Below are 18825 nucleotides of genomic sequence, written 5' to 3'. Positions count from 1 at the left end.
CCGCTAGAGGGAGCTCGCGTGCAGGCGCGCCAGGTCGGCGGCCCCCACGACTCCGGCGTCATTGACGAGCTCCGCGATGCGGAACTCGGGCTCGGGGTGGTAGCCCCGGGCGGGGAGGTTGTCGAGGTAGGCCTGGCGGATGGGGTCCAGCAGGAGGTCGCCCGCCTGCGCCACTCCGCCGCCGATGACGAACATCTGCGGGTCGAGGACGGCGCTCAGGCTGGCCGCCGCCTCGCCCAGCCAGTGGCCGAGCTGTCGCAGCGCCGCGAGGGCGCCGAGGTCGCCGGCGGTGATCAGCTCGGAGATGAGGTGGCCGTTCAGCTCGCCGCCGTTGCGGGCGCGGGCGTCGGCGATGCCCTGGCCGATCCCGCCCGCGTCGGCCAGCTCGCCGGCGAAGCGCTGGAGCGCGCGGCCCGAGCCGTACTGCTCGATGCAGCCGCGGGCGCCGCAGCCGCAGGGCAGGCCTCCGGGGACGACGCGCATGTGCCCGATCTCGGCCGCGGCGCCGAAGCCGCCGCGCAGGAGCCGGTCGTTGATGACGATCGCGCCACCCACTCCGGTGCCGATGGTGAGCATCAGCATGTCGCTGACGAGGCGGCCCGAGCCGTAGCGGAACTCGGCCCAGCCGGCGGCGTTCGCATCGTTCTCGATGATGATCGGCAGGTCGATGCGGGCCGAGAGCTTCTCGCGGAAGGGCTCGTTGCGCCAGTTGATGTTCGGGGCGTAGTAGACGATCGACTGCGAGGCGTCGATGAAGCCGGCGGCGGCGACTCCGACCGCGGAGACGTCTCCCGGGAGCAGGCCGGAGCGCAGATGCTCGACCATCTCGACCACGACGTCGACGATCAGCTCGGGGTGCCCGGCAGGAGTGGGCCGACGGTCCTCGCGGAGGATCCCCCCGAACTCGTCGACCAGGGCTCCGGCGATCTTCGTGCCGCCGATGTCGATCCCGATCGCGTGCACGCGAACCGCCTTCCCGTCGCCACCGGCGCGGCAGCGTCGGCGGGCCGCCCTGAGCGGCGGCCAGGACGAGTGTAGTGACCGCGAGCGCTCCGATGCGGCTCAGCGGCGAGACCCGGCGACGCGTGTCGGCCCTCCTCGCGGAGCCACCCCTGGATCGTTACCCTGAACGGATCCACAGCTTGCGCCGCGCCGGTAGGGTGGAGACGACGTTCATTCAGGTACCGAAGGAGTTGCCGTGGACCAGTTCGACTCCCCCCTGGTGGTTCCGGCCGATCCCCAGGCCAACACGACCGCCCTCCTGCTGGACCGCGTCCGCGAGACACCCGATCGCCCGCTCTTCGCGCTGCCCGACGGCGACGGCTGGCGCGATGTGACGGCGCAGGAGTTCCTCGACCAGGTCACGGCCCTCGCGAAGGGCTTCGTCGCCGCCGGCCTCGAGCCGGGCGAGAAGGTCGGGCTGATCTGCAAGACGCGCTACGAGTGGACGCTGATCGACTTCGCCGTCTGGTTCGCCGGCGGGATCCTCGTCCCGGTGTATGAGACCTCCTCCCCCGCGCAGGTGCAGTGGAACCTCGCCGACTCCGGCGCGCACGCCGTGATCGTCGAGACTCCCGAGCACTTCGCCCGCTTCGACGAGATCCGCGCCGACCTTCCCGAGGTCCGACTCGCCTGGCAGATCGGGCTGGGCGATCTGGACAAGCTCGTCGCGCGCGGCGTCGACGTGCCGGACGCCGAGATCGAGCGCCGCCGCTCGCTGGCGACCGGCACCGACATCGCGACGATCATCTACACCTCCGGCTCCACCGGCCGCCCCAAGGGCTGCATCATCCGGCACTCGAACTTCGTCGAGCTCAGCCGCAACTCGGCGGTCGCCCTGACGGAGCTGATCCACCAGCCCGGCGCGTCGACGCTGCTGTTCATCACCACGGCGCACGTGTTCGCCCGCTTCATCGCGATCCTCTGCGTGCACGGCGGGGTGAAGGTGGGGCACCAGGCCGACACCAGGCAGCTGCTCCCCTCGCTCGCGTCCTTCAAGCCGACGTTCCTCCTGGCCGTGCCGCGCGTGTTCGAGAAGGTCTACAACTCCGCCGAGCAGAAGGCCGAGGCCGGGGGGAAGGGGAAGATCTTCCGCCGCGCGGCCGACGTCGCCGTCGCCCACTCGATGGCGCTCGAGGCGGGCTCGGTGCCGCTCGCGCTGAAGCTGCAGTTCCTCCTCTTCGACCGGCTCGTCTACTCGAAGCTGCGCACCGCCATGGGCGGGAACGTCCGCTTCGCGGTGTCCGGCTCGGCGCCGCTGGGGGACCGGCTCGGGCACTTCTTCCACAGCCTCGGCATCAAGATCCTCGAGGGCTACGGCCTCACGGAGACGACGGCGCCCGCCACGGTCAACCGCACCGAGCGGTTCAAGATCGGCTCGGTGGGCCCGGCGATGCCCGGGGTCTCGATCCGGATCGCGGGCGACGGCGAGATCCAGGTGCGCGGGATCGACGTCTTCGGCGGCTACTGGAACAACGAGGCGGCGACGGCCGAGTCCTTCGACGGCGAGTGGTTCCGCACGGGCGACCTCGGAACCCTGGACGAGGACGGGTACCTGCGCGTCACCGGGCGGAAGAAGGAGATCATCGTCACCGCCGGCGGCAAGAACGTCGCTCCGGCGGCGCTGGAGGATCCGATCCGCGCGAACCCGCTGGTCGGCCAGGTCGTCGTCGTCGGCGACCAGCGCCCGTTCATCGCCGCACTGGTCACGCTCGACTCCGAGATGCTGCCGACGTGGCTCGCGAACAACGGGCAGGACAAGGGTCTCTCACTCGAGGACGCGGCCGTGAACCCGGTCGTTCTGGCCGAGGTGCAGCGGGCCGTCGACGCGGCGAACGAGCGCGTGTCCCGTGCAGAGTCGATCCGGAAGTTCGTGATCCTCCCGACCGAGTTCACGGAGGCGAGCGGTCACCTGACTCCGAAGATGAGCATCAAGCGCAACGTCATCCTCGCCGACTTCGCCGACACCATCGCCGCCGTCTACTCCGCCGCCCCCGCCACCGAGGGCATCTCCCTCCGCTGACCCCGCGCTCTCCCCGCGTCACCAGCAGGCCGTCCCGATCGCAGCCGCCTCCGGGACAGCGCGCCCAGCTCTATCCCGTCGGCGGAACGCCCGACGCTCTCCTCGACGCGCCCCTGTCGCGGTGCCGACCGCGCCGGGCCGGGCAGGGACCGGCTCCCCCTCAACACAGCCGTATCCGGAAAAGCGCGTCCCAGCGCTTTCCCGTCGGCGGAACGCACGACGCTCGACGGAACGCGCCCATCTTGAGCGGCCGACTGCGCGGAGCCGGGCAAGGACCGGCTCCCCACCAACACAGCCGTATCCGGGAAATCGCGTCCCAGCGCTTTCCCGTCGGCGGAACGCCCGACGCTCCACGGAACGCCCCCACCTCGCTGAGCCGACCGCGCCGGGCCTGGCAGGGACCGGCTCCCCACCAACACAGCCGGATCCGGGAAAGCGCGTCCCAGCGCTTTCCCGTCGGCGGAACGCACGACGCTCCATGGAACGCGCCCACCTCGAGCGGCCGACTGCGTGGAGCCGGGCAAGGACCGGCTCCCCTCAACACAGCCGTATCCGGGAAAGCGCGTCCCAGCGCTTTCCCGTCGGCGGAACGCACGACGCTCCACAGAACGCGCCCACCCCGAAAAGCCGACCGCGCGGAGCCGGGCAGGGACCGCCCCCCTCGACACAGCCGTATCCGGGAAAGCGCGTCCCAGCGCTTTCCCGTCGGCGGAACGCACGACGCTCCACAGAACGCGCCCACCCCGAAAAGCCGACCGCGCCGGGCCGGGCAGGGACCGGCCCGGAATCGAACTCAGAACCAGTCGGATTCCCGGACGGCCTTCATGGCGGCGCGGCGGTCGTCCTGGGAGAGGCGGTCGAGGTAGAGGCGTCCGTCGAGGTGGTCGCATTCGTGCTGGAGGGCCTGGGCCATGAGGCCGTCGCCTTCGAGGACGATCTCGTTGCCGTCGAGGTCGGTGCCGCGGACCTTCGCGTGCGGGTAGCGGATCGCGGGGTACCAGAGGTTCGGGACGGAGAGGCAGCCCTCGTCGACCGGTCGCGGGTCCCCGCTGAGCTCGATGATCTCGGGGTTGAGGATGTACCCGATGACGCCGTCGACGTTGTAGCTGAAGGCGCGGAGGTTGACGCCGATCTGGGGGGCTGCGACGCCGGCGCGTCCGGGCGGTCGGACGCTGTCGACGAGGTCCTCGACGAGGCCGCGGACGCCGACGTCGACCGTCTCGATGGTCGTGGACCGGGTCTTCAGCACCGGGTCCCCGAAGATGCGGATCTGGCGTTCGGTCATGTGGTGCGCTCCCTCAGGGCCTCCTCCGCGCTCAGGAGGGCGTTCTCGACGACTTCACTCGCTGCGGGGTGCGGCCAGTACTGGCTGCGGGCGAGTCCGCGGATGCCGGTGCCGGCGCTGGCGGCCTGGACGAGCGGCTGAATGAGGATACTGGCCTGCGGCCCGATGATGTGCGCGCCGAGGAGGGCGCCGTCGATGCCGACGACCAGGAGGCAGGCGCTGGAGTCGTCCTCGAGCGCCCAGCCGAACGCGGTGGAGCCGTACTCCTGGGTGACGGTGACGACGTCCAGGCCCTGGTCCCGCGCCTCGGCCGCGGTGAGCCCGAAGTGGGCGATCTGCGGGTGGGCGAAGATCGCGCCGGGCACCGGCGAGAGGGTGTTGGAGAGCAGCTCGCCCGGGTGCAGGAGGTTGTGCGCCACGAGGCGCGCCTCGTGGTTGGCGACGTGCTTGAGCTGCCAGCGCGACGACACGTCGCCGAGGGCGAAGAGGCCGGGCACGGGGCGTCCGCCGGAGAGGACGCGCTGCTCGGTGTCGACGCTGATCCGGCCGTCCTCGTGCAGATCGATCCCGACGGAGGCGGCGGCGACCGTGTCGCTGTTGGGGTCGCGGCCGAGCGCGACGAGCAGCAGGTCGGTCTCGACCGTCGTGCCGTCGCTGAGGGCGACGCGGAGCCCGTCAGGGCGGGCGTCGACGCTCTCGGCGCTCACTCCGGTGAGCACCGTGTACCGCTCGGCGGCGATCCCGGTGAACCGGCGCGAGACGTCCTCGTCGAGGGCGCGGAGGAGGCGGTCGCCGCGGACGGCGACGGTCACGGCCGTGCCGAAGGAGGAGAAGACGTGGGCGAACTCGACGGCCACGGCGCCGCCGCCGAGGATCAGCATCCGCTCGGGGAGCTCGTCGAGCCGCATGACCGAGGACGAGTCCTGGATGCGGGGGTCCGGCTCGTACGCGGCGAGGAGCGGCCTGGGCCGCGAGCCGGCGGCCACGACCACCTGCGGAGCACTGATGCGGGCACCGCTGGCGCTGACGAGGACGTGCGGGCGGTCGCCGTCTCCGAGCGACTCGAAGCCGAAGCTCTCGCGGAGGACGGTCACGTTCGGGGAGCGCTGATCGCGGTACTCGAAACCGCCCTCGCTGATCGCGTCGATCCGGCCGAACACACGGTCGCGCACCTCGGCCCACTCGGGGCGGCGGAGGCGGGAGTGGACGCCGATCGGGCCGCCCTGGTCGACGTCGGTGACCACGTCGGCGACGTGGACGAACATCTTGGTCGGGATGCAGCCGGCGTTGAGGCAGGTGCCGCCGAACCACTCGCCGTCGTCGAGGATCGCGACCCGCAGGCCGTCGAACTCCGGACCGACGATCGAGTTGCCGGAGCCGGCCCCGACGACGATCAGGTCGAAGGCGTCGGTGGACGCGTCGGGCCCGTCGGTGCGGTCCTGGTGCGCGGCGGACGCCGCCCCGGAGCCCCGGGGCTCAGACACGTCGGACCGGCATGCCCTCGACCACGAGCGCGGCGAGCAGGCGTGCGGCGTCCTTCGTGCCCTCGCGCAGCTGCTCCCACTTCACCACGGAGCCGGCGGCGAGCACCGGGTCGTAGGGGATGCGGACGATGTCGCGGACGCGGGAGCGGAAGTGCGACTCGATCTCCTCCAGCTTCACCAGGCTCGTGCCCTGCGTCGCCGTGTTGAGCGCGACGACCGCGTTGCGCACCAGGGCGCCGTAGCCGTTCGCGTCCAGCCAGGTGAGGGTCTCGGAGGCCAGGCGGGCCTCGTCGACGCTGCCGCCCGAGACGATCACCACTGTGTCGGCGCGCTGCAGCGTGGGCCGCATCACCGAGTGCACGATGCCCGTGCCGCAGTCGGTGAGCATGATCGAGTAGAAGCGCTCGACCAGATCGGCGACCACGTTGTAGTCGTCCTCGTCGAAGGCCTCGGAGAGCTGCGGGTCGGTGTCGGAGGCGAGGACGTCGAGGCGGGTCTCGTCGCGGGAGACCATCGTCGAGAACTCGGTGAATCCGGTCACGCCGGCCGCGCGGTTCACGACATCGCGGACGGTCGCCCGCGTCTGCTTGGGGACGCGCTCGGCCAGGGTGCCGCGGTCGGGGTTCGCGTCGACCGCGATGATGCGGTCCTCGCGCGCATCGGCGAGGGCCATGCCCAGGAGCGTCGTGACCGTCGTCTTACCGACGCCGCCCTTGCGGGTCATGACCGGGACGAAGCGGGTGCCGCCCTCGAACTGCCGGCCGATCCGCTCGTCCATCGCCTTCCACGCCTTCACCTTCGCGGAGTCGCCGAGGTTGACCGTGTGGAAGGTCAGGCCGTAGAGGAAGCGGTGCCAGCCGCCCGTGGGAGCGGGGCGGGTCTTGCGGTTGACCTCCAGGAGCCTGTCCGGGGTGAGCATCGACGCCGACTCGGGGACGGCGGCGCTCGGCGCGGACGGGGCGGGAGCGGCGCTCGAGGACTCGGCGCGGAGGCGGTCGCGGCGCGTGGGGACGGCGGCGGGCTCCCCCGCGGACTCGGACGCCGCGGGCTTCTCGGCGGACTCCGCTCGGGCGGGGATCCCCGCCGAGACCGGTCCGTTCGCGCCGGACGGGTGAGCGGGAGCCGGTGAGGGGGTCGGAGCAGGACTCGGCTCCGGGGGCGCGAGAGCGTGCGAGCGCGAGGGCGGCAGGCCGAGGCGGCCGACGTCGATCGCGTCCTCGTCCTCGACCGGAGCGGGGGCGGTGGAGCGGCGCCGCGGGCCGGGCGGGGTGATCCGCACGCCGTCGGGCAGGAGGGTCGGAGCGGTGTCGCTCGCTCGCGGGGAGTACTGACCCGATTCCCGAGCCGCGTCCATGGCGGTCCGCGGCGTGGGACCGGTGCCGGTGTCGGGCTGTTCGTCGTTGCGCTCATCCATGCGAACGAGCCTCCTTCCGCTCAGGACGAGTGTACCGGCGGGCCCGGATCGCGCCGGGCGGCTTGGTCGGAGCGCGCTCCGACTGCTAGTGCGGCCCGCTTCCGGATGCGGCGCGGACGGCGCGTGCAGCGAACGGTTAGGTTCTGCCGCCCGGAGGAACGTAAAGTAGTCAGCCATGCATGTACTCAGCGTGAGCTCCCTCAAGGGCGGCGTCGGCAAGACCACGGTGACGCTCGGCCTTGCATCCGCGGCGTTCTCGAAGGGCCTGCGAACGCTGGTCGTCGACCTCGATCCCCAGTCCGACGTGTCGACCGGAATGGACATCAACGTCGCCGGCCACCTCAACATCGCCGACGTCCTGACGTCGCCGAAGGAGAAGATCGTCCGCTCGGCGATCGCCCCCTCCGGCTGGACCAAGGAGCACCACGGCACGATCGACGTGCTGATCGGCAGCCCCTCCGCGATCAACTTCGACGGGCCGCACCCCAGCATCCGCGACATCTGGAAGCTCGAGGAGGCCCTCGCGAGCGTCGAGGCCGACTACGACCTCGTGCTGATCGACTGCGCCCCGTCGCTCAACGCCCTGACCCGCACGGCCTGGGCCGCGAGCGACCGCGTCGCCGTCGTCACGGAGCCGGGCCTGTTCTCGGTGGCCGCCGCCGACCGGGCGCTCCGGGCGATCGAGGAGATCCGCCGCGGACTCAGCCCGCGCCTCCAGCCACTGGGCATCATCGTCAACCGCGCCCGCGTCCAGTCGCTGGAGCACCAGTTCCGGATCAAGGAGCTGCGCGACATGTTCGGACCGCTCGTGCTCAGCCCGCAGCTCCCGGAGCGCACCTCCCTCCAGCAGGCGCAGGGCGCGGCGAAGCCCGTGCACGTCTGGCCCGGGGAGAGCGCTCAGGAGATGGCGCACAACTTCGACCTGCTGCTCGACCGCGTGATCCGCACCGGTCGCATCGGCGAGCAGGTCCCCGCCGCGACCTAGGGCCGGCGGGTCCGCCGGACTCCTCCGGCTCGAGGTCTCGGGACGCGGGCGATGCTCGGTGCCCGAGGAGTGCCAGGGACGGCGCCGGCGGACGCTCGGCGTCGGAGTTCAGCGCGGGCTCTCGATGCGCGGGCGGAGCCCATCGTCGGATCCGCAGGGCGGGACACGGACGGAGCCCGTCATCGGACCCGCATGCTAGCGGGCGTGATCGGCGGGGAGCTCGCGTCCGGCGGACGGATCACGCGGGCGGGGCCCGCCATTCGACCAGCTCGGTGAGACTCGGGTGCCGCCCGTTGCCCGCTCAGCACGGCTGCAGGCAGGTCCGCTCCTGATCAGCTGAGCGCGCGGAGGAGACCCCGGAGTCCCCGGGGCCGCGGCCGACCCGCGAGGGGTGGGCGGTCAGCCGACGCGGCGGGAGGCGCGGCGCTGGGCGAGCTCGTCGCCCGGGTCGACCGACTGATGGTCGAGCTCGACGAGGCTCGACTCGACTTCGCGGAGGACCTTGCCGACGGCGATGCCGAAGACGCCCTGGCCGCGGCTGAGCAGGTCGATGACCTCGTCGTTCGAGGTGCAGAGGTAGACGCTCGCGCCGTCGCTCATCAGGGTCGTCTGCGCGAGGTCGTCGACCCCGGACTCGCGGAGCTGGTTGACCGCCGTGCGGATCTGCTGGAGCGAGATCCCGGTGTCGAGCAGGCGCTTGACCAGCTTCAGCACGAGGATGTCGCGGAAGCCGTAGAGGCGCTGCGTTCCGGAGCCGGACGCGCCGCGCACGGTGGGCTCGACGAGCTCGGTCCGCGCCCAGTAGTCGAGCTGCCGGTAGGTGATCCCCGCGGCGCGCGCCGCGACGGCCCCGCGGTAGCCCGCGTCGGCGTCGAGCTCGGGCAGTCCGTCGGTGAACAGGACGAGGTCGCGCTGGCCGCTGACGTCGCGGCTGACTTCTCTCATCCCTGTGCCTCTCGGATCCGGACGCCGGATCCTCCGAACGCGCTCCCTACCGTACCGACCGGCGCAGGCCGAGTAAACGACATCGGCCTCGGCGCCGCGGCGTGTCGCACGGGCCGCCCGACGGCCGGCGGCGCGGCCCTCACGAGCGGGCGATCCGCGAGAGGGCGCTGCGCACCATCGCCCCGCGGATCGTGCCCAGCTGGGTCGCGAGCCCCACCGCGTTCTCGGCAGCGCCGGCGGAGCCGGACGCCTCTCCGCGGCGGGCGCTGGAGGCGACGACGCTCTCGATGAGCGACATCTCGCGCTCGACGGCGACGCGGAGCGGTCGGAGATGGCGGGGCTCGATACCGGATCGGCCGAGGTCGACGAGCGCCTTGAGCGTCGTCACGGCCTCGTCCCCGAACACGTCGCCGCCCCGCACGAGCCCGGCGGCGATGGCCTCCTGGACGAGAGCGGGCGTGGCACCGGACTCGGCCGCGAGGCCCTCGCGGGTCAACCGCGTGGCGGGGCCGAGGAGCGAGGCGCTCGGACCCCCGACACCGGCCGGCAGGGCGGGCTCGCGTCCGGCGTCGATGTCGTCGAGGTATCCGCGGATGACCTTGAGGGGGAGGTAGTGGTCGCGCTGCAGAGCGAGGATCATCCGGAGCCGCTCGACGTCGGAGCCCGAGAACTTGCGGTAGCCGGAGTCGGTGCGGGCCGGCGAGACGAGCCCCTGCTCCTCGAGGAAGCGCAGCTTGGACGGGGTGACGTCCGGGAACTCACTGGTCAGCCTGGCCAGCACCTGCCCGATGCTCAGCAGAGCGGCGGAGCCGGTGGGGAGGGCGCGCGCGGAGGAGCGGCCCACGGCTCACGCGTCCGGAGCGGCGACGAGGTCGGCGCGGGACGCGTAGAAGGTGAGTCGGAACTTGCCGACCTGCACCTCGGAGCCGTCGGTGAGGATCGCGGACTCGATCCGGACCCCGTCGAAGTAGGTGCCGTTCAGGGAGCCGAGGTCGTGGACCTCGAACGCCGTGCCGCGGCGGACGAACTCGGCGTGCCGGCGCGAGACCGTGACGTCGTCGAGGAAGATGCCCGCGTCGGGGTGACGGCCGACCGTCGTGGAGTCGGTGTCGAGGAGGAAGCGGGCGCCGGTGTTCGGTCCGCGGCGCACGACCAGCAGCGCGGATCCCGAGGGCAGAGCCCCGACGGCCTCGGCCTCCTCGCGGGACGCGCGGTTGTCGAGAGCGGCGAGCTGGGCACCGATGTCGTCGGTGAACGTCAGAGTCGTCTCCGTCGACGGCTCACCGGGAACGGAATTGTGCTGGGCGGATGATGCTCCACCGACGGGCTCGACCAAGACGTACCTCCTATCAGGTCAGCGTATCCGAATCGTGACCCTCGTCGGACCCCTGAGCACCTGTGCGGACCCCCAGGACGAGGTCCCGCGTCTGGACGGCGTAGACGATCCCGGCCCACCAGTAGAGGAATGCGCCCCACAGCGCGAAGGCCCAGGCGATGGGGAGCGAGGCGGGCGCGAGGGCCGGGAACGCCTGCCCCAGCATGATCAGCGGGAGCGCGTAGAAGAGGCAGAAGGTCGCGAATTTCCCCAGGTGGTGCACGGGAAGCGGTCCGTAGCCGTTGTTCGCCAGGACGACCGCCAGGACCACGAGCATCAGGTCGCGGGCGAGCAGCACGGCGACCAGCCACCAGGGCACCAGTCCGCGGGCCGCGAGGCCCAGGACGGTGGCGAAGATGTAGAGCCGGTCGGCGGCCGGATCGAGGACGCGTCCGAGGCGCGTCATCTGGTCGAAGCGGCGCGCGATCCAGCCGTCGAGGTAGTCGGTGAGGCTCGAGACCACGAGGGTCAGGAGCGCGAGCGCGTCCTCACCGAGGACCACGAGCACGAGGAACACCGGCACCAGGGCGAGGCGCACCATGCTGAGGACGTTCGGGACCGTCCAGATCCGGTCCTCACCGGTGCGCGCCATGCGCCCAGCCTAGGCGGGGCGCACGGCGGCGTGGTCAGCGCTTGTCGCGCCAGACCCGCTCGAACGGCAGGCGCCAGGCGTGCGGCGCGATCAGCTGGTGGATGGCGTTCGGCCCCCAGGAGCCGGGCGCGTAGAGACGGACGGGCGGCGGATCCTGCAGGAGGGGCGCGGAGACCTCCCAGAGCCGCTCGATGCCCTCCGCGGTGGTGAACAGCGTGTGGTCTCCGCGCATCGCGTCGAGGATCAGGCGCTCGTAGGCCTCGAGCGCGTCGCCCGCGCGGTCGGTCTCCTGGAGCGCGAACTGCATGCTCAGCTTGTCGAGCCGCATGCCGGGACCGGGGCGCTTCCCGTAGAACGAGAGCGAGACCTTCGAGGCGTCCGCCAGGTCGAAGGTGAGGTGGTCCGGGCCGTGGGCACCGACTCCGGAGCCCTGCGGGAACATGCTCTTCGGGGGCTCGCGGAACGCGATCGAGATGATGCGCTGGCCCTCGGCCATCCGCTTGCCGGTGCGGAGGTAGAACGGCACTCCCGCCCAGCGCCAGTTGTCGATCTCGCACTTCAGCGCGACGAAGGTGTCGGTCTCGGAGTCGGCGGCGACGCCCGGCTCGTCGCGGTAGCCGATGTACTGGCCGCGCACCACGTTCTCGGGGTTCAGCGGACGCATCGAGCGGAAGACCTTGTTCTTCTCCTCGCTGATGGCCTGGGGCTCCAGCGCGGTCGGCGGCTCCATCGCCATGAACGCCAGCACCTGGAAGAGGTGGGTGACGACCATGTCCTTGTACGCGCCGGTGGACTCGTAGAACTCGGCGCGACGGTCGAGCGTGAGGCGCTCGGGGATGTCGATCTGGACGTGATCGATGAAGTTGCGGTTCCAGATGGGCTCGAAGAGGCCGTTGGCGAAGCGGAAGGCGAGGATGTTCTGCGCCGGCTCCTTGCCGAGGAAGTGGTCGATCCGGAAGATCTGCTCCTCGCTGAAGGTCTCGTGGAGCTCCGCGTTGAGGACGACCGCGCTCTCGAGGTCGACGCCGAACGGCTTCTCCATGATGATCCGCGAGCGCTCGACCAGCCCGGCCTCGGCGAGCATCCGCACGACGGAGAGAGCTGCCCTGGGCGGGACGCTGAGGTAGTGCAGCCGGCTCACGTCCGGGCCGAGGACCGCCTCGGCGTCGGTCACGGCGGCGGCCAGCGCGGCCGGGCCGGCGGACTGCGGGACGTAGCGGAGCTTGGACGCGAACTCGTCCCACTGCGCCGGCGTCAGGGAGCGGCTCCCGAACTCGTCGTAGGCCAGCTTCGCGAAGGCGCGGAACGAGGCGTCGTCGTGCTCCTCGAGCGAGGTGCCGACGATCTGCAGGTCCGGTGCGAGGGAGGAGAGCGCGAGGTGGGCCATCCCCGGGATGAGCTTGCGCCGGGCCAGGTCGCCGACGGCGCCGAACAGCACGACGACATGGGGTGCCGCCTGCTCGGTCTGGACGGCGGGAGCGGGGGGTGCGGTTGTCACGGTCACCCCTCGATCATTCCAGTTCGGATCGTGACGCAGGCGTCATGTGCTCGATACGCACCGCCGCTAAGGTCTCTCCCGTGCATCCGTTCTCCGACGCGTCCGCCGCGACCGCAGCACCCGCCTCCGCCACCGCCCCCTCCTCCGCCGACGGGACGACCGCGCCTCCGCTCGACGAGAGGATCCGCGCCGACGTCCACCTGCTGGGCGAGCTGCTCGGCCAGGTGCTCCGCGAGTCGGGCGAGCCCTCCCTCTACGAGGACGTGGAGCGCCTGCGCGCGCTCACGATCAGCGCCTACGACAGCGGCGACGCCGCCGGGACCGCGGAGGCGGAGGAGTTCGTCGCCTCGCTCACGCTCGAGCGCGCCGAGGAGGTCGCCCGGGCGTTCACCTGCTACTTCCACCTCGTCAACGTGGCGGAGGAGTTCCACCGCGTCCGCGTGCTGCGCCGGCGCGAGGCCGACGCCGGCGCGCAGTCGCCCGAGGACTCGATCCTCGCCTCGATGCGCCGGCTGACCGGGGAGCTCGGGGAGGACGAGGCGTTCGCGCGCCTGTCCCGACTGGAGTTCCGCCCGGTCCTCACGGCGCACCCGACCGAGGCGCGCCGCCGCGCAGTGGCCTCGACCATCCGCCGCATCAGCGACCTGCTCGAGCAGCGCGACGACCCGCGCATGGGCGGCGTCGTGCTGGTGGAGATCCGCCGCAAGCTGCTGGCCGAGGTCGACACGCTGTGGCGCACCGCTCCGCTGCGCGAGTCCAAGCCCACTCCCCTCGACGAGGTGCGCACCGCGATGAGCGTCTTCGACGAGTCGCTGTTCTCGGTGCTCCCCCGCGTCTACCGCCGCCTCGACGACGCTCTGCTCGGCGAGGGCTCGGGCACCCGGGCTCCGGTCGCACCGGCCTTCGTCCGCCTGGGCACCTGGATCGGCGGCGACCGCGACGGCAATCCCTTCGTCACCGCCGAGACGACCCTCGCTGCGGTGGACATCGCCTCCGAGCACGTCCTCATGGGCCTCGAGCGGGTCGCCCGCCGCGTGGGCCGCGCGCTGACCCTCGACGCGTCGACCACTCCCCCGTCGGCCGCCGTCGAGGCGCTCTGGGCCTCCTGCGTCGAGCGGGCTCCCGAGCTCGCCGCCGACATCGCCGAGCGCTCGCCCAACGAGGCGCACCGCCGCGTCCTGCTCTTCGCGGCCGAGCGCCTGGCCGCGACCCGGTCCGAGGGGCCGCTGGCCTACTCCGCCGCCGCCGAGCTGCTGGCCGAGCTGCGCACCCTCCAGGAGTCCCTGGTCGAGGCCGAGGACGTCCGCGCCGCCTACGGCGACCTCCAGGACTTCGTCTGGCAGCTCGAGACCTTCGGCTTCCACCTCGCCGAGATCGAGGTGCGCCAGCACTCGAAGGTGCACCGCGAGACGATCGCCGCGATCCGCGCCGGCGAGGAGCTCGACGAGCGCGGCCTCGAGGTCCTGTCGGTGTTCCGGGCGATCGCGAAGGTCCAGGAGCGCTTCGGCACCGACGCGGCGAGGCGGTACATCGTCTCCTTCACGCAGTCGGCCGACGACCTGCGGACGGTCTTCGAACTGGCCGAGGCGGCGACCGACGGCAAGCCGCCGATCATCGACGCGGTCCCGCTCTTCGAGACCTTCGCCGACCTCGACGCCTCGACCGACATCCTCGCCGAGATGATCCGCCTCCCCCAGGTGCAGGCGCGCCTCGCGGCCACCGGCAACCGGCTCGAGGTGATGCTCGGCTACTCCGACTCGTCGAAGGACGTCGGACCGGTCTCGGCGACGCTCGCGCTCTACGACGCGCAGGCGCGCATCGCGCAGTGGGCGGCCGACGAGGGCATCGTGCTCACGCTGTTCCACGGGCGCGGCGGAGCGCTCGGCCGCGGCGGCGGGCCGGCCAACCGGGCCGTCCTCGCGCAGCCGCCCGGATCGGTGGACGGCCGCTTCAAGCTGACGGAGCAGGGCGAGGTCATCTTCGCCCGCTACGGCAACCCGGACATCGCCACCCGGCACATCGAGCAGGTGGCGGGAGCGACGCTGCTCGCCTCCTCCCCCGCGGTCGGCGAGCGCAACGCGGGCGCCGCGGAGCGCTTCGCCGAGGTGGCGGCGACGATGGACCGCGAGTCGCGCCGCCGCTTCTTCGAGCTCGTGAAGGCCGACGGCTTCGCGCCGTGGTTCGCCCGGGTCACCCCGCAGGAGGAGGTGGGCCTGCTCGCCCTCGGCTCGCGTCCGGCCCGCCGCGGCCTCTCCGTCGAGTCGCTCGAGGACCTGCGAGCGATCCCGTGGGTCTTCGCCTGGACCCAGGCCCGCGTCAACCTGACCGGCTGGTTCGGGCTGGGCAGCGCGCTCGAGGCCGTCGGCGACCTCGACCTGCTCCGCGAGGCCTACGCCTCCTGGCCGCTGTTCACGACGATGGTCGACAACGTCGAGATGTCGCTCGCGAAGACCGACGAGGGCATCGCCCGCCGGTACCTCGCCCTCGACTCCCGCGACGACCTCGCCGGACTCGTGCTCGACGAGATGGCGCTCACCCGCCGGTGGGTGCTCTCGATCACCGGCGAGGAGAGCCTGCTCACGGGCCACCGCGTGCTCGGCCGTGCCGTGCGCCTGCGCACCCCGTACGTCAACGCGCTCTCGCTCCTGCAGCTGCGCGCACTGAAGGCGCTCCGCACCGACCCGGGCGGATCCGGGACGGAGCAGAACCAGCGGCTGCTCCTGCTCGCGGTCAACGGAGTCGCGGCGGGGCTGCAGAACACCGGCTGATCCCGGCTCGGAACGACGGAACCCCCGGCGGCCTCACGGCTGTCGGGGGTTCTCGTGCGTCTGCGGGCGCCTCCCGCCTGCGGAGCGGGTCGAGGCGCCGGGCGGATCAGGCCTGCGGGGCGGCGCCGGCCTCCTGAGCGGCCTTCGCCTCCTCGTACTGGCGGCGCACCTCGACCATGTCGAGGCCGCGGACCTGCTCGATCAGGTTGTCGAGCGCGGGGGCGGGCAGGGCGCCGGGCTGAGCCATCAGCGGGATCCCGTCGCGGTACACCACGAGGGTGGGGATGGAGGAGATGCCGTAGCTCGCGGCGAGCTGCTGCTGGTCCTCCGTGTCGACCTTCGCGAACGTGATGTCGGCGTTCTTCTCGCTCGTGGCCTCGAAGACCGGAGCGAACTGCTTGCACGGGCCGCACCAGTCGGCCCAGAAGTCGATGAGGACGATGCCGTCGGCGATCGTCTGGTCGTGGGAGTCGAGAGTCATCGCAGTCGTAGCCATGGGGGATGCAACCGGGTGCCCCCGCGGCCTATTCCCGGGCGGGATCGAGGAGGTCGAGCAGCGAGCGCGGACCGACCACGGCGGCCCCGAGCGCCTCGACGCGGGCGGCCAGTCCCCGGTCGGCCGTGACGACGACCGCGGTCTCGAGCGCGCCGACCAGCTCGACGATCGCGTCGTCGCCCGAGCCGTCGGCCGAGTGGACCGTGAGCCGCTCCGTGAGAGCGCCCGCCTCCGGGCGGGCGGCGCGCGCCGCTCCCTCGAGCACCACGGCGATGCGCGGCCAGACCGTGTCGGCGTCGATCCCCAGGAGACGGCCGGGGACGCCTGCCTCCGCGAGGCGGGCCAGGGTGGCGAGGAGGCGCTCCGCGGCGCCGGCGCGGTCGCGCCACCAGCCGTCGGGGCGTGAGCCGACCACGTTGGCGGCGTCCACGACGAGCACCGGGATCGAGGAGCCGAGCGCGCGCAGGCCCGGCCAGGCCGCTCCGAAGCCCGGGTGCAGCGGCAGGGAGTCGACCTCGTCGGGGGCGACCCAGCGCAGCTCGGTGCTCTCGGCGTCGCTGATGCGGGGAGTGAAGTGCTCGCGGGACTCGGCCAGGACGGTGGAGTAGCTCCACGGTCCGATCACGACGACGCTGGAGAGCACGGGCAGGATCAGGTCGGCGGGGACGCCCGCCTCCTCCTCCGACTCCCGGAGGGCCGCCTCGAAGGCCGTCTCCTCGGGGTGACGGGCGCCGCCGGGCAGCCCCCAGGTGTCCCCGAAGTGGCTCCAGCTGACGCGGTGCTGGAGCAGGACGCGTCCCGACGGATCGCGCAGGAGGAGGCCGGCGGCGCCGAAGCGCCCCCAGAAGCGGCGTCCGTCGCCGATCTCGACCCAGCCGTCGCCGAGCGACGCGTCGAAGGGGTGGCGCGGGAGCACGGCGTCCGCGCCGGGGTCCTCGCTGGTCATGCCCTCCAGCCTCCCACACCGCGCCCGCCGCGCCCGACCCCGACGGGCTGGCAGAATCGGACGATGCGCCGCTCGAGACCCCTCCGCCTCGCGACGCTCGCGTGGCTCGCGCTGATCGCCCTGATCACGCTGACGCCCGCGCCCTACCCGGCCGGGGAGCCCAACGCGCTGATCCGCGGGATCATCGCCTTCCTCGCCTCCACGCCGCTCACCGGCTGGTTCGACTTCGACGTTGCGGAGTTCACCGCGAACGTGCTGCTCTTCGTGCCGCTCAGTGCGCTGATCGCCGCGCAGCTGCCGGCGGGTCGCCGCCTGTGGGCCGCCGCCTTCGGACTCGCCGTGTCGGCCGCCGTCGAGACAGCGCAGCTGCTGTGGCTGCCGACCCGCGTCTCCGACGTGCAGGACCTGGTCTCGAACGGCAGCGGCTCCCTGATCGGCGCCCTGCTGACGATCGCGCTGCTCCGCTTCTCCCCCCGCCGCCGCTTTCGGAAGGACCGCACCGCCCATGCCCGCTGAGACCCTCGTCGTCCTCGACCGACCCTCCCTCGACGCCGAGGCGCACTCGCCGGGAGGACCCGCGCACCGCATCGATCCGAGCGGGCGCGGCGATCTGGACGTCACCGACCTCGGCTTCACCCGCGGCGACGGCGTGTTCGAGACGATCAACCTCGTCGACGGACGGCTGCAGGCGCTCGACGCGCACCTGGACCGCCTCGAGCGCTCGGCCCGGATGCTCGACCTGCCCCGGCCGGACCGGGCCGCCTGGCTCGAGGCGATCGGAGCGGCGGTGGCCGCGCACCCGCCCGTCGCCGAGGCGATGGTGAAGACGATCCTGACCCGCGGCGTCGAGGGAGGCGGGCGGCCCACCGGCGTCGTCTTCGTGCAGACCAGCCCGGACTTCGGCCCGGCCCGCCGCGACGGCGTGCGCGTGGTGCTCCTGGACCGCGGGCTGCGCTCCGACGTGCAGTCGACGTCCCCCTGGCTGCTCGCCGGCGCGAAGACGCTCTCGTACGCGGTGAACCGTGCGGCCGCGCGGGAGGCCGCCCGGCGCGGTGCCGACGACGCCCTGTTCGTGTCGAGCGACGGCTACCTGCTCGAGGGGCCGACCTCGAACCTCGTGCTGCTGACGGGCGGGGAGCTCGTGACTCCTCCGCCGAGCCTCGGGCTGCTGCCCGGCACCACGCAGGCCGACCTGTTCGCGCTCGCGCCGGGCCTCGGCCTCGGGACGGCGGTGCGTCCGCTGCGCTCGGGCGATCTGGAGGCGGCGGACGCGGCGTGGCTGGTCTCGAGCGCGCGCAACGCCGCTCCCGTCCGCGCCGTCGACGGGACCGACCGCCGCGTCGACGCCGACCTCTCGGCCCGGATCAACGCCGCGCTGCTCGCCCGCTGAGCGTCCGACCCTCCTCCGTGGGACGCCCCGCGCCGAGCGCGGACGGCGTCCCGGAGGAGAGAGGGCTCAGGAGAGGCCGTCGACGTCCGCGGGGCCGCGGCTGATCAGTCCGCCGCGGACGTGCTCGACGGTGGGGTCGAGCTGGACCGGATCGCGCTCGTCCGCCGCCTCGTCGTTGATCACGGCCGAGACGATGCCGCGCCAGTCGGTGCCCTCGGCCACGGCGTCCTCGGAGCCGACGCGGCGCGTGACGAACACGGCCTCCGACTCCTCGCCCGCGTGCGAGATGACGGCGAGGACGCCGACGGTGCGACCGCCCGGGTGCTCGATCCGCCACTCCTCGTGCCCGGACGGGACGAGCGAGAACTCCAGGCCCGCGTGCGGGAAGCCGGTGGGGCGCAGCTCGGACGGGGATCCGCTCTGCGGAGGCGCGCCGCGGGTGGGGACCCCGGTGCCCTCGCCGCTCGTCGTGCTCATGCCGACGTCGCCGCGGGTTCCGCCGGCTCCGGAGCTGTCGTTCGCCGCGACCATGCGGTCGTCGCCGCTCCGCAGCGCGTCGTCCGCTCCGGTGTAGATGCTGTCGTCTCGGTTCATGGGAACCTCCTTGTCGGCGGCCAGTGTAGGA

General features: G+C 72.6%; 17 protein-coding genes. 5 read left to right on the top strand and 12 right to left on the bottom strand.

The window, feature by feature from the left end; translation table 11 throughout:
• Positions 1-3: 3 nt before the first annotated feature.
• Positions 4-963, bottom strand: coding sequence for an ROK family glucokinase (locus C5C54_RS10425; RefSeq protein ID WP_104222580.1), 960 nt, complete (start codon positions 961-963; stop codon positions 4-6).
• 235 nt (positions 964-1198) lie between these two features.
• Between C5C54_RS10425 and C5C54_RS10420 the strand changes: the two genes are divergently transcribed.
• The gene (locus tag C5C54_RS10420) at positions 1199-3022 is read left to right on the top strand and encodes a long-chain fatty acid--CoA ligase (RefSeq protein WP_104247148.1); all 1824 of its coding nucleotides are present in this window, start codon (positions 1199-1201) and stop codon (positions 3020-3022) included.
• A 793-nt stretch (positions 3023-3815) separates the two neighbouring features.
• On the opposite strand, the gene def is transcribed toward C5C54_RS10420, so the two are convergent.
• Genes def through C5C54_RS10405 form a run of 3 tightly spaced genes read right to left on the bottom strand, consistent with a single transcriptional unit; the run spans position 3816 to position 7205 of the window.
• A complete protein-coding gene (gene def, locus C5C54_RS10415) occupies positions 3816-4307 on the bottom strand; it encodes a peptide deformylase (RefSeq protein ID WP_104273474.1) in 492 nt (163 codons plus the stop codon).
• Positions 4304-5791, bottom strand: a complete 1488-nt coding sequence (locus C5C54_RS10410) for a mycothione reductase (RefSeq protein WP_104288298.1) — start codon at positions 5789-5791, stop codon at positions 4304-4306. Before C5C54_RS10410 ends, def begins: the two co-directional genes overlap by 4 nt.
• Complete coding sequence (locus tag C5C54_RS10405) at positions 5784-7205, bottom strand: MinD/ParA family protein (RefSeq protein WP_258063289.1); 1422 nt, start codon at positions 7203-7205, stop codon at positions 5784-5786. The genes C5C54_RS10410 and C5C54_RS10405 overlap by 8 nt, the downstream gene beginning before the upstream one ends.
• A gap of 175 nt (positions 7206-7380) precedes the next feature.
• Between C5C54_RS10405 and C5C54_RS10400 the strand changes: the two genes are divergently transcribed.
• Positions 7381-8190 (top strand): ParA family protein, encoded by an 810-nt coding sequence (locus C5C54_RS10400; RefSeq protein ID WP_104222576.1) that lies wholly within the window; start codon positions 7381-7383, stop codon positions 8188-8190.
• Between the two features lie 399 nt (positions 8191-8589).
• On the opposite strand, the gene C5C54_RS10395 is transcribed toward C5C54_RS10400, so the two are convergent.
• The 5 genes from C5C54_RS10395 to zwf form a co-directional block, all read right to left on the bottom strand.
• On the bottom strand, positions 8590-9135 hold the full coding sequence (locus C5C54_RS10395) for a MerR family transcriptional regulator (RefSeq protein WP_104222575.1): 546 nt from the start codon (positions 9133-9135) through the stop codon (positions 8590-8592).
• A gap of 139 nt (positions 9136-9274) precedes the next feature.
• Positions 9275-9979 carry a MerR family transcriptional regulator gene (locus C5C54_RS10390; protein WP_104222574.1) on the bottom strand — a complete coding sequence of 235 codons (705 nt, stop codon included), beginning with the start codon at positions 9977-9979 and terminating at the stop codon, positions 9275-9277.
• A 3-nt stretch (positions 9980-9982) separates the two neighbouring features.
• Positions 9983-10471, bottom strand: a complete 489-nt coding sequence (locus tag C5C54_RS10385; protein ID WP_104222573.1) for an FHA domain-containing protein — start codon at positions 10469-10471, stop codon at positions 9983-9985.
• A 13-nt stretch (positions 10472-10484) separates the two neighbouring features.
• Complete coding sequence (locus C5C54_RS10380; protein WP_104222572.1) at positions 10485-11102, bottom strand: CDP-alcohol phosphatidyltransferase family protein; 618 nt, start codon at positions 11100-11102, stop codon at positions 10485-10487.
• 34 nt (positions 11103-11136) lie between these two features.
• Entirely contained in the window at positions 11137-12600 is a 1464-nt protein-coding gene (zwf, locus tag C5C54_RS10375; protein WP_104225448.1) for a glucose-6-phosphate dehydrogenase, read from the bottom strand.
• 44 nt (positions 12601-12644) lie between these two features.
• Here zwf and C5C54_RS10370 point away from each other — a divergent pair, with 44 nt between their 5' ends.
• Complete coding sequence (locus C5C54_RS10370) at positions 12645-15368, top strand: phosphoenolpyruvate carboxylase (RefSeq protein WP_104222571.1); 2724 nt, start codon at positions 12645-12647, stop codon at positions 15366-15368.
• A gap of 106 nt (positions 15369-15474) precedes the next feature.
• On the opposite strand, the gene trxA is transcribed toward C5C54_RS10370, so the two are convergent.
• Positions 15475-15864, bottom strand: a complete 390-nt coding sequence (trxA, locus tag C5C54_RS10365; RefSeq protein ID WP_104225382.1) for a thioredoxin — start codon at positions 15862-15864, stop codon at positions 15475-15477.
• A 28-nt stretch (positions 15865-15892) separates the two neighbouring features.
• Complete coding sequence (locus C5C54_RS10360; protein ID WP_104288297.1) at positions 15893-16810, bottom strand: NUDIX domain-containing protein; 918 nt, start codon at positions 16808-16810, stop codon at positions 15893-15895.
• A 63-nt stretch (positions 16811-16873) separates the two neighbouring features.
• On the opposite strand from C5C54_RS10360, the gene C5C54_RS10355 reads away from it, so the two are divergent.
• Both C5C54_RS10355 and C5C54_RS10350 read left to right on the top strand, forming a co-directional pair.
• A complete protein-coding gene (locus tag C5C54_RS10355; RefSeq protein ID WP_104288296.1) occupies positions 16874-17326 on the top strand; it encodes a VanZ family protein in 453 nt (150 codons plus the stop codon).
• Positions 17316-18200 (top strand): aminotransferase class IV, encoded by an 885-nt coding sequence (locus C5C54_RS10350; RefSeq protein ID WP_104288295.1) that lies wholly within the window; start codon positions 17316-17318, stop codon positions 18198-18200. The genes C5C54_RS10355 and C5C54_RS10350 overlap by 11 nt, the downstream gene beginning before the upstream one ends.
• A 66-nt stretch (positions 18201-18266) precedes the next feature.
• On the opposite strand, the gene C5C54_RS10345 is transcribed toward C5C54_RS10350, so the two are convergent.
• On the bottom strand, positions 18267-18794 hold the full coding sequence (locus C5C54_RS10345) for a hypothetical protein (protein WP_104225386.1): 528 nt from the start codon (positions 18792-18794) through the stop codon (positions 18267-18269).
• Between the last annotated feature and the right edge of the window lie 31 nt (positions 18795-18825).

Source organism: Rathayibacter sp. AY1F2, from assembly GCF_002930885.1.
Classification (GTDB): Bacteria; Actinomycetota; Actinomycetes; order Actinomycetales; family Microbacteriaceae; genus Rathayibacter.
The sequence above is the reverse complement of the archived record's forward strand: the minus strand, read 5'-3'. Positions and strand labels throughout refer to the sequence as shown.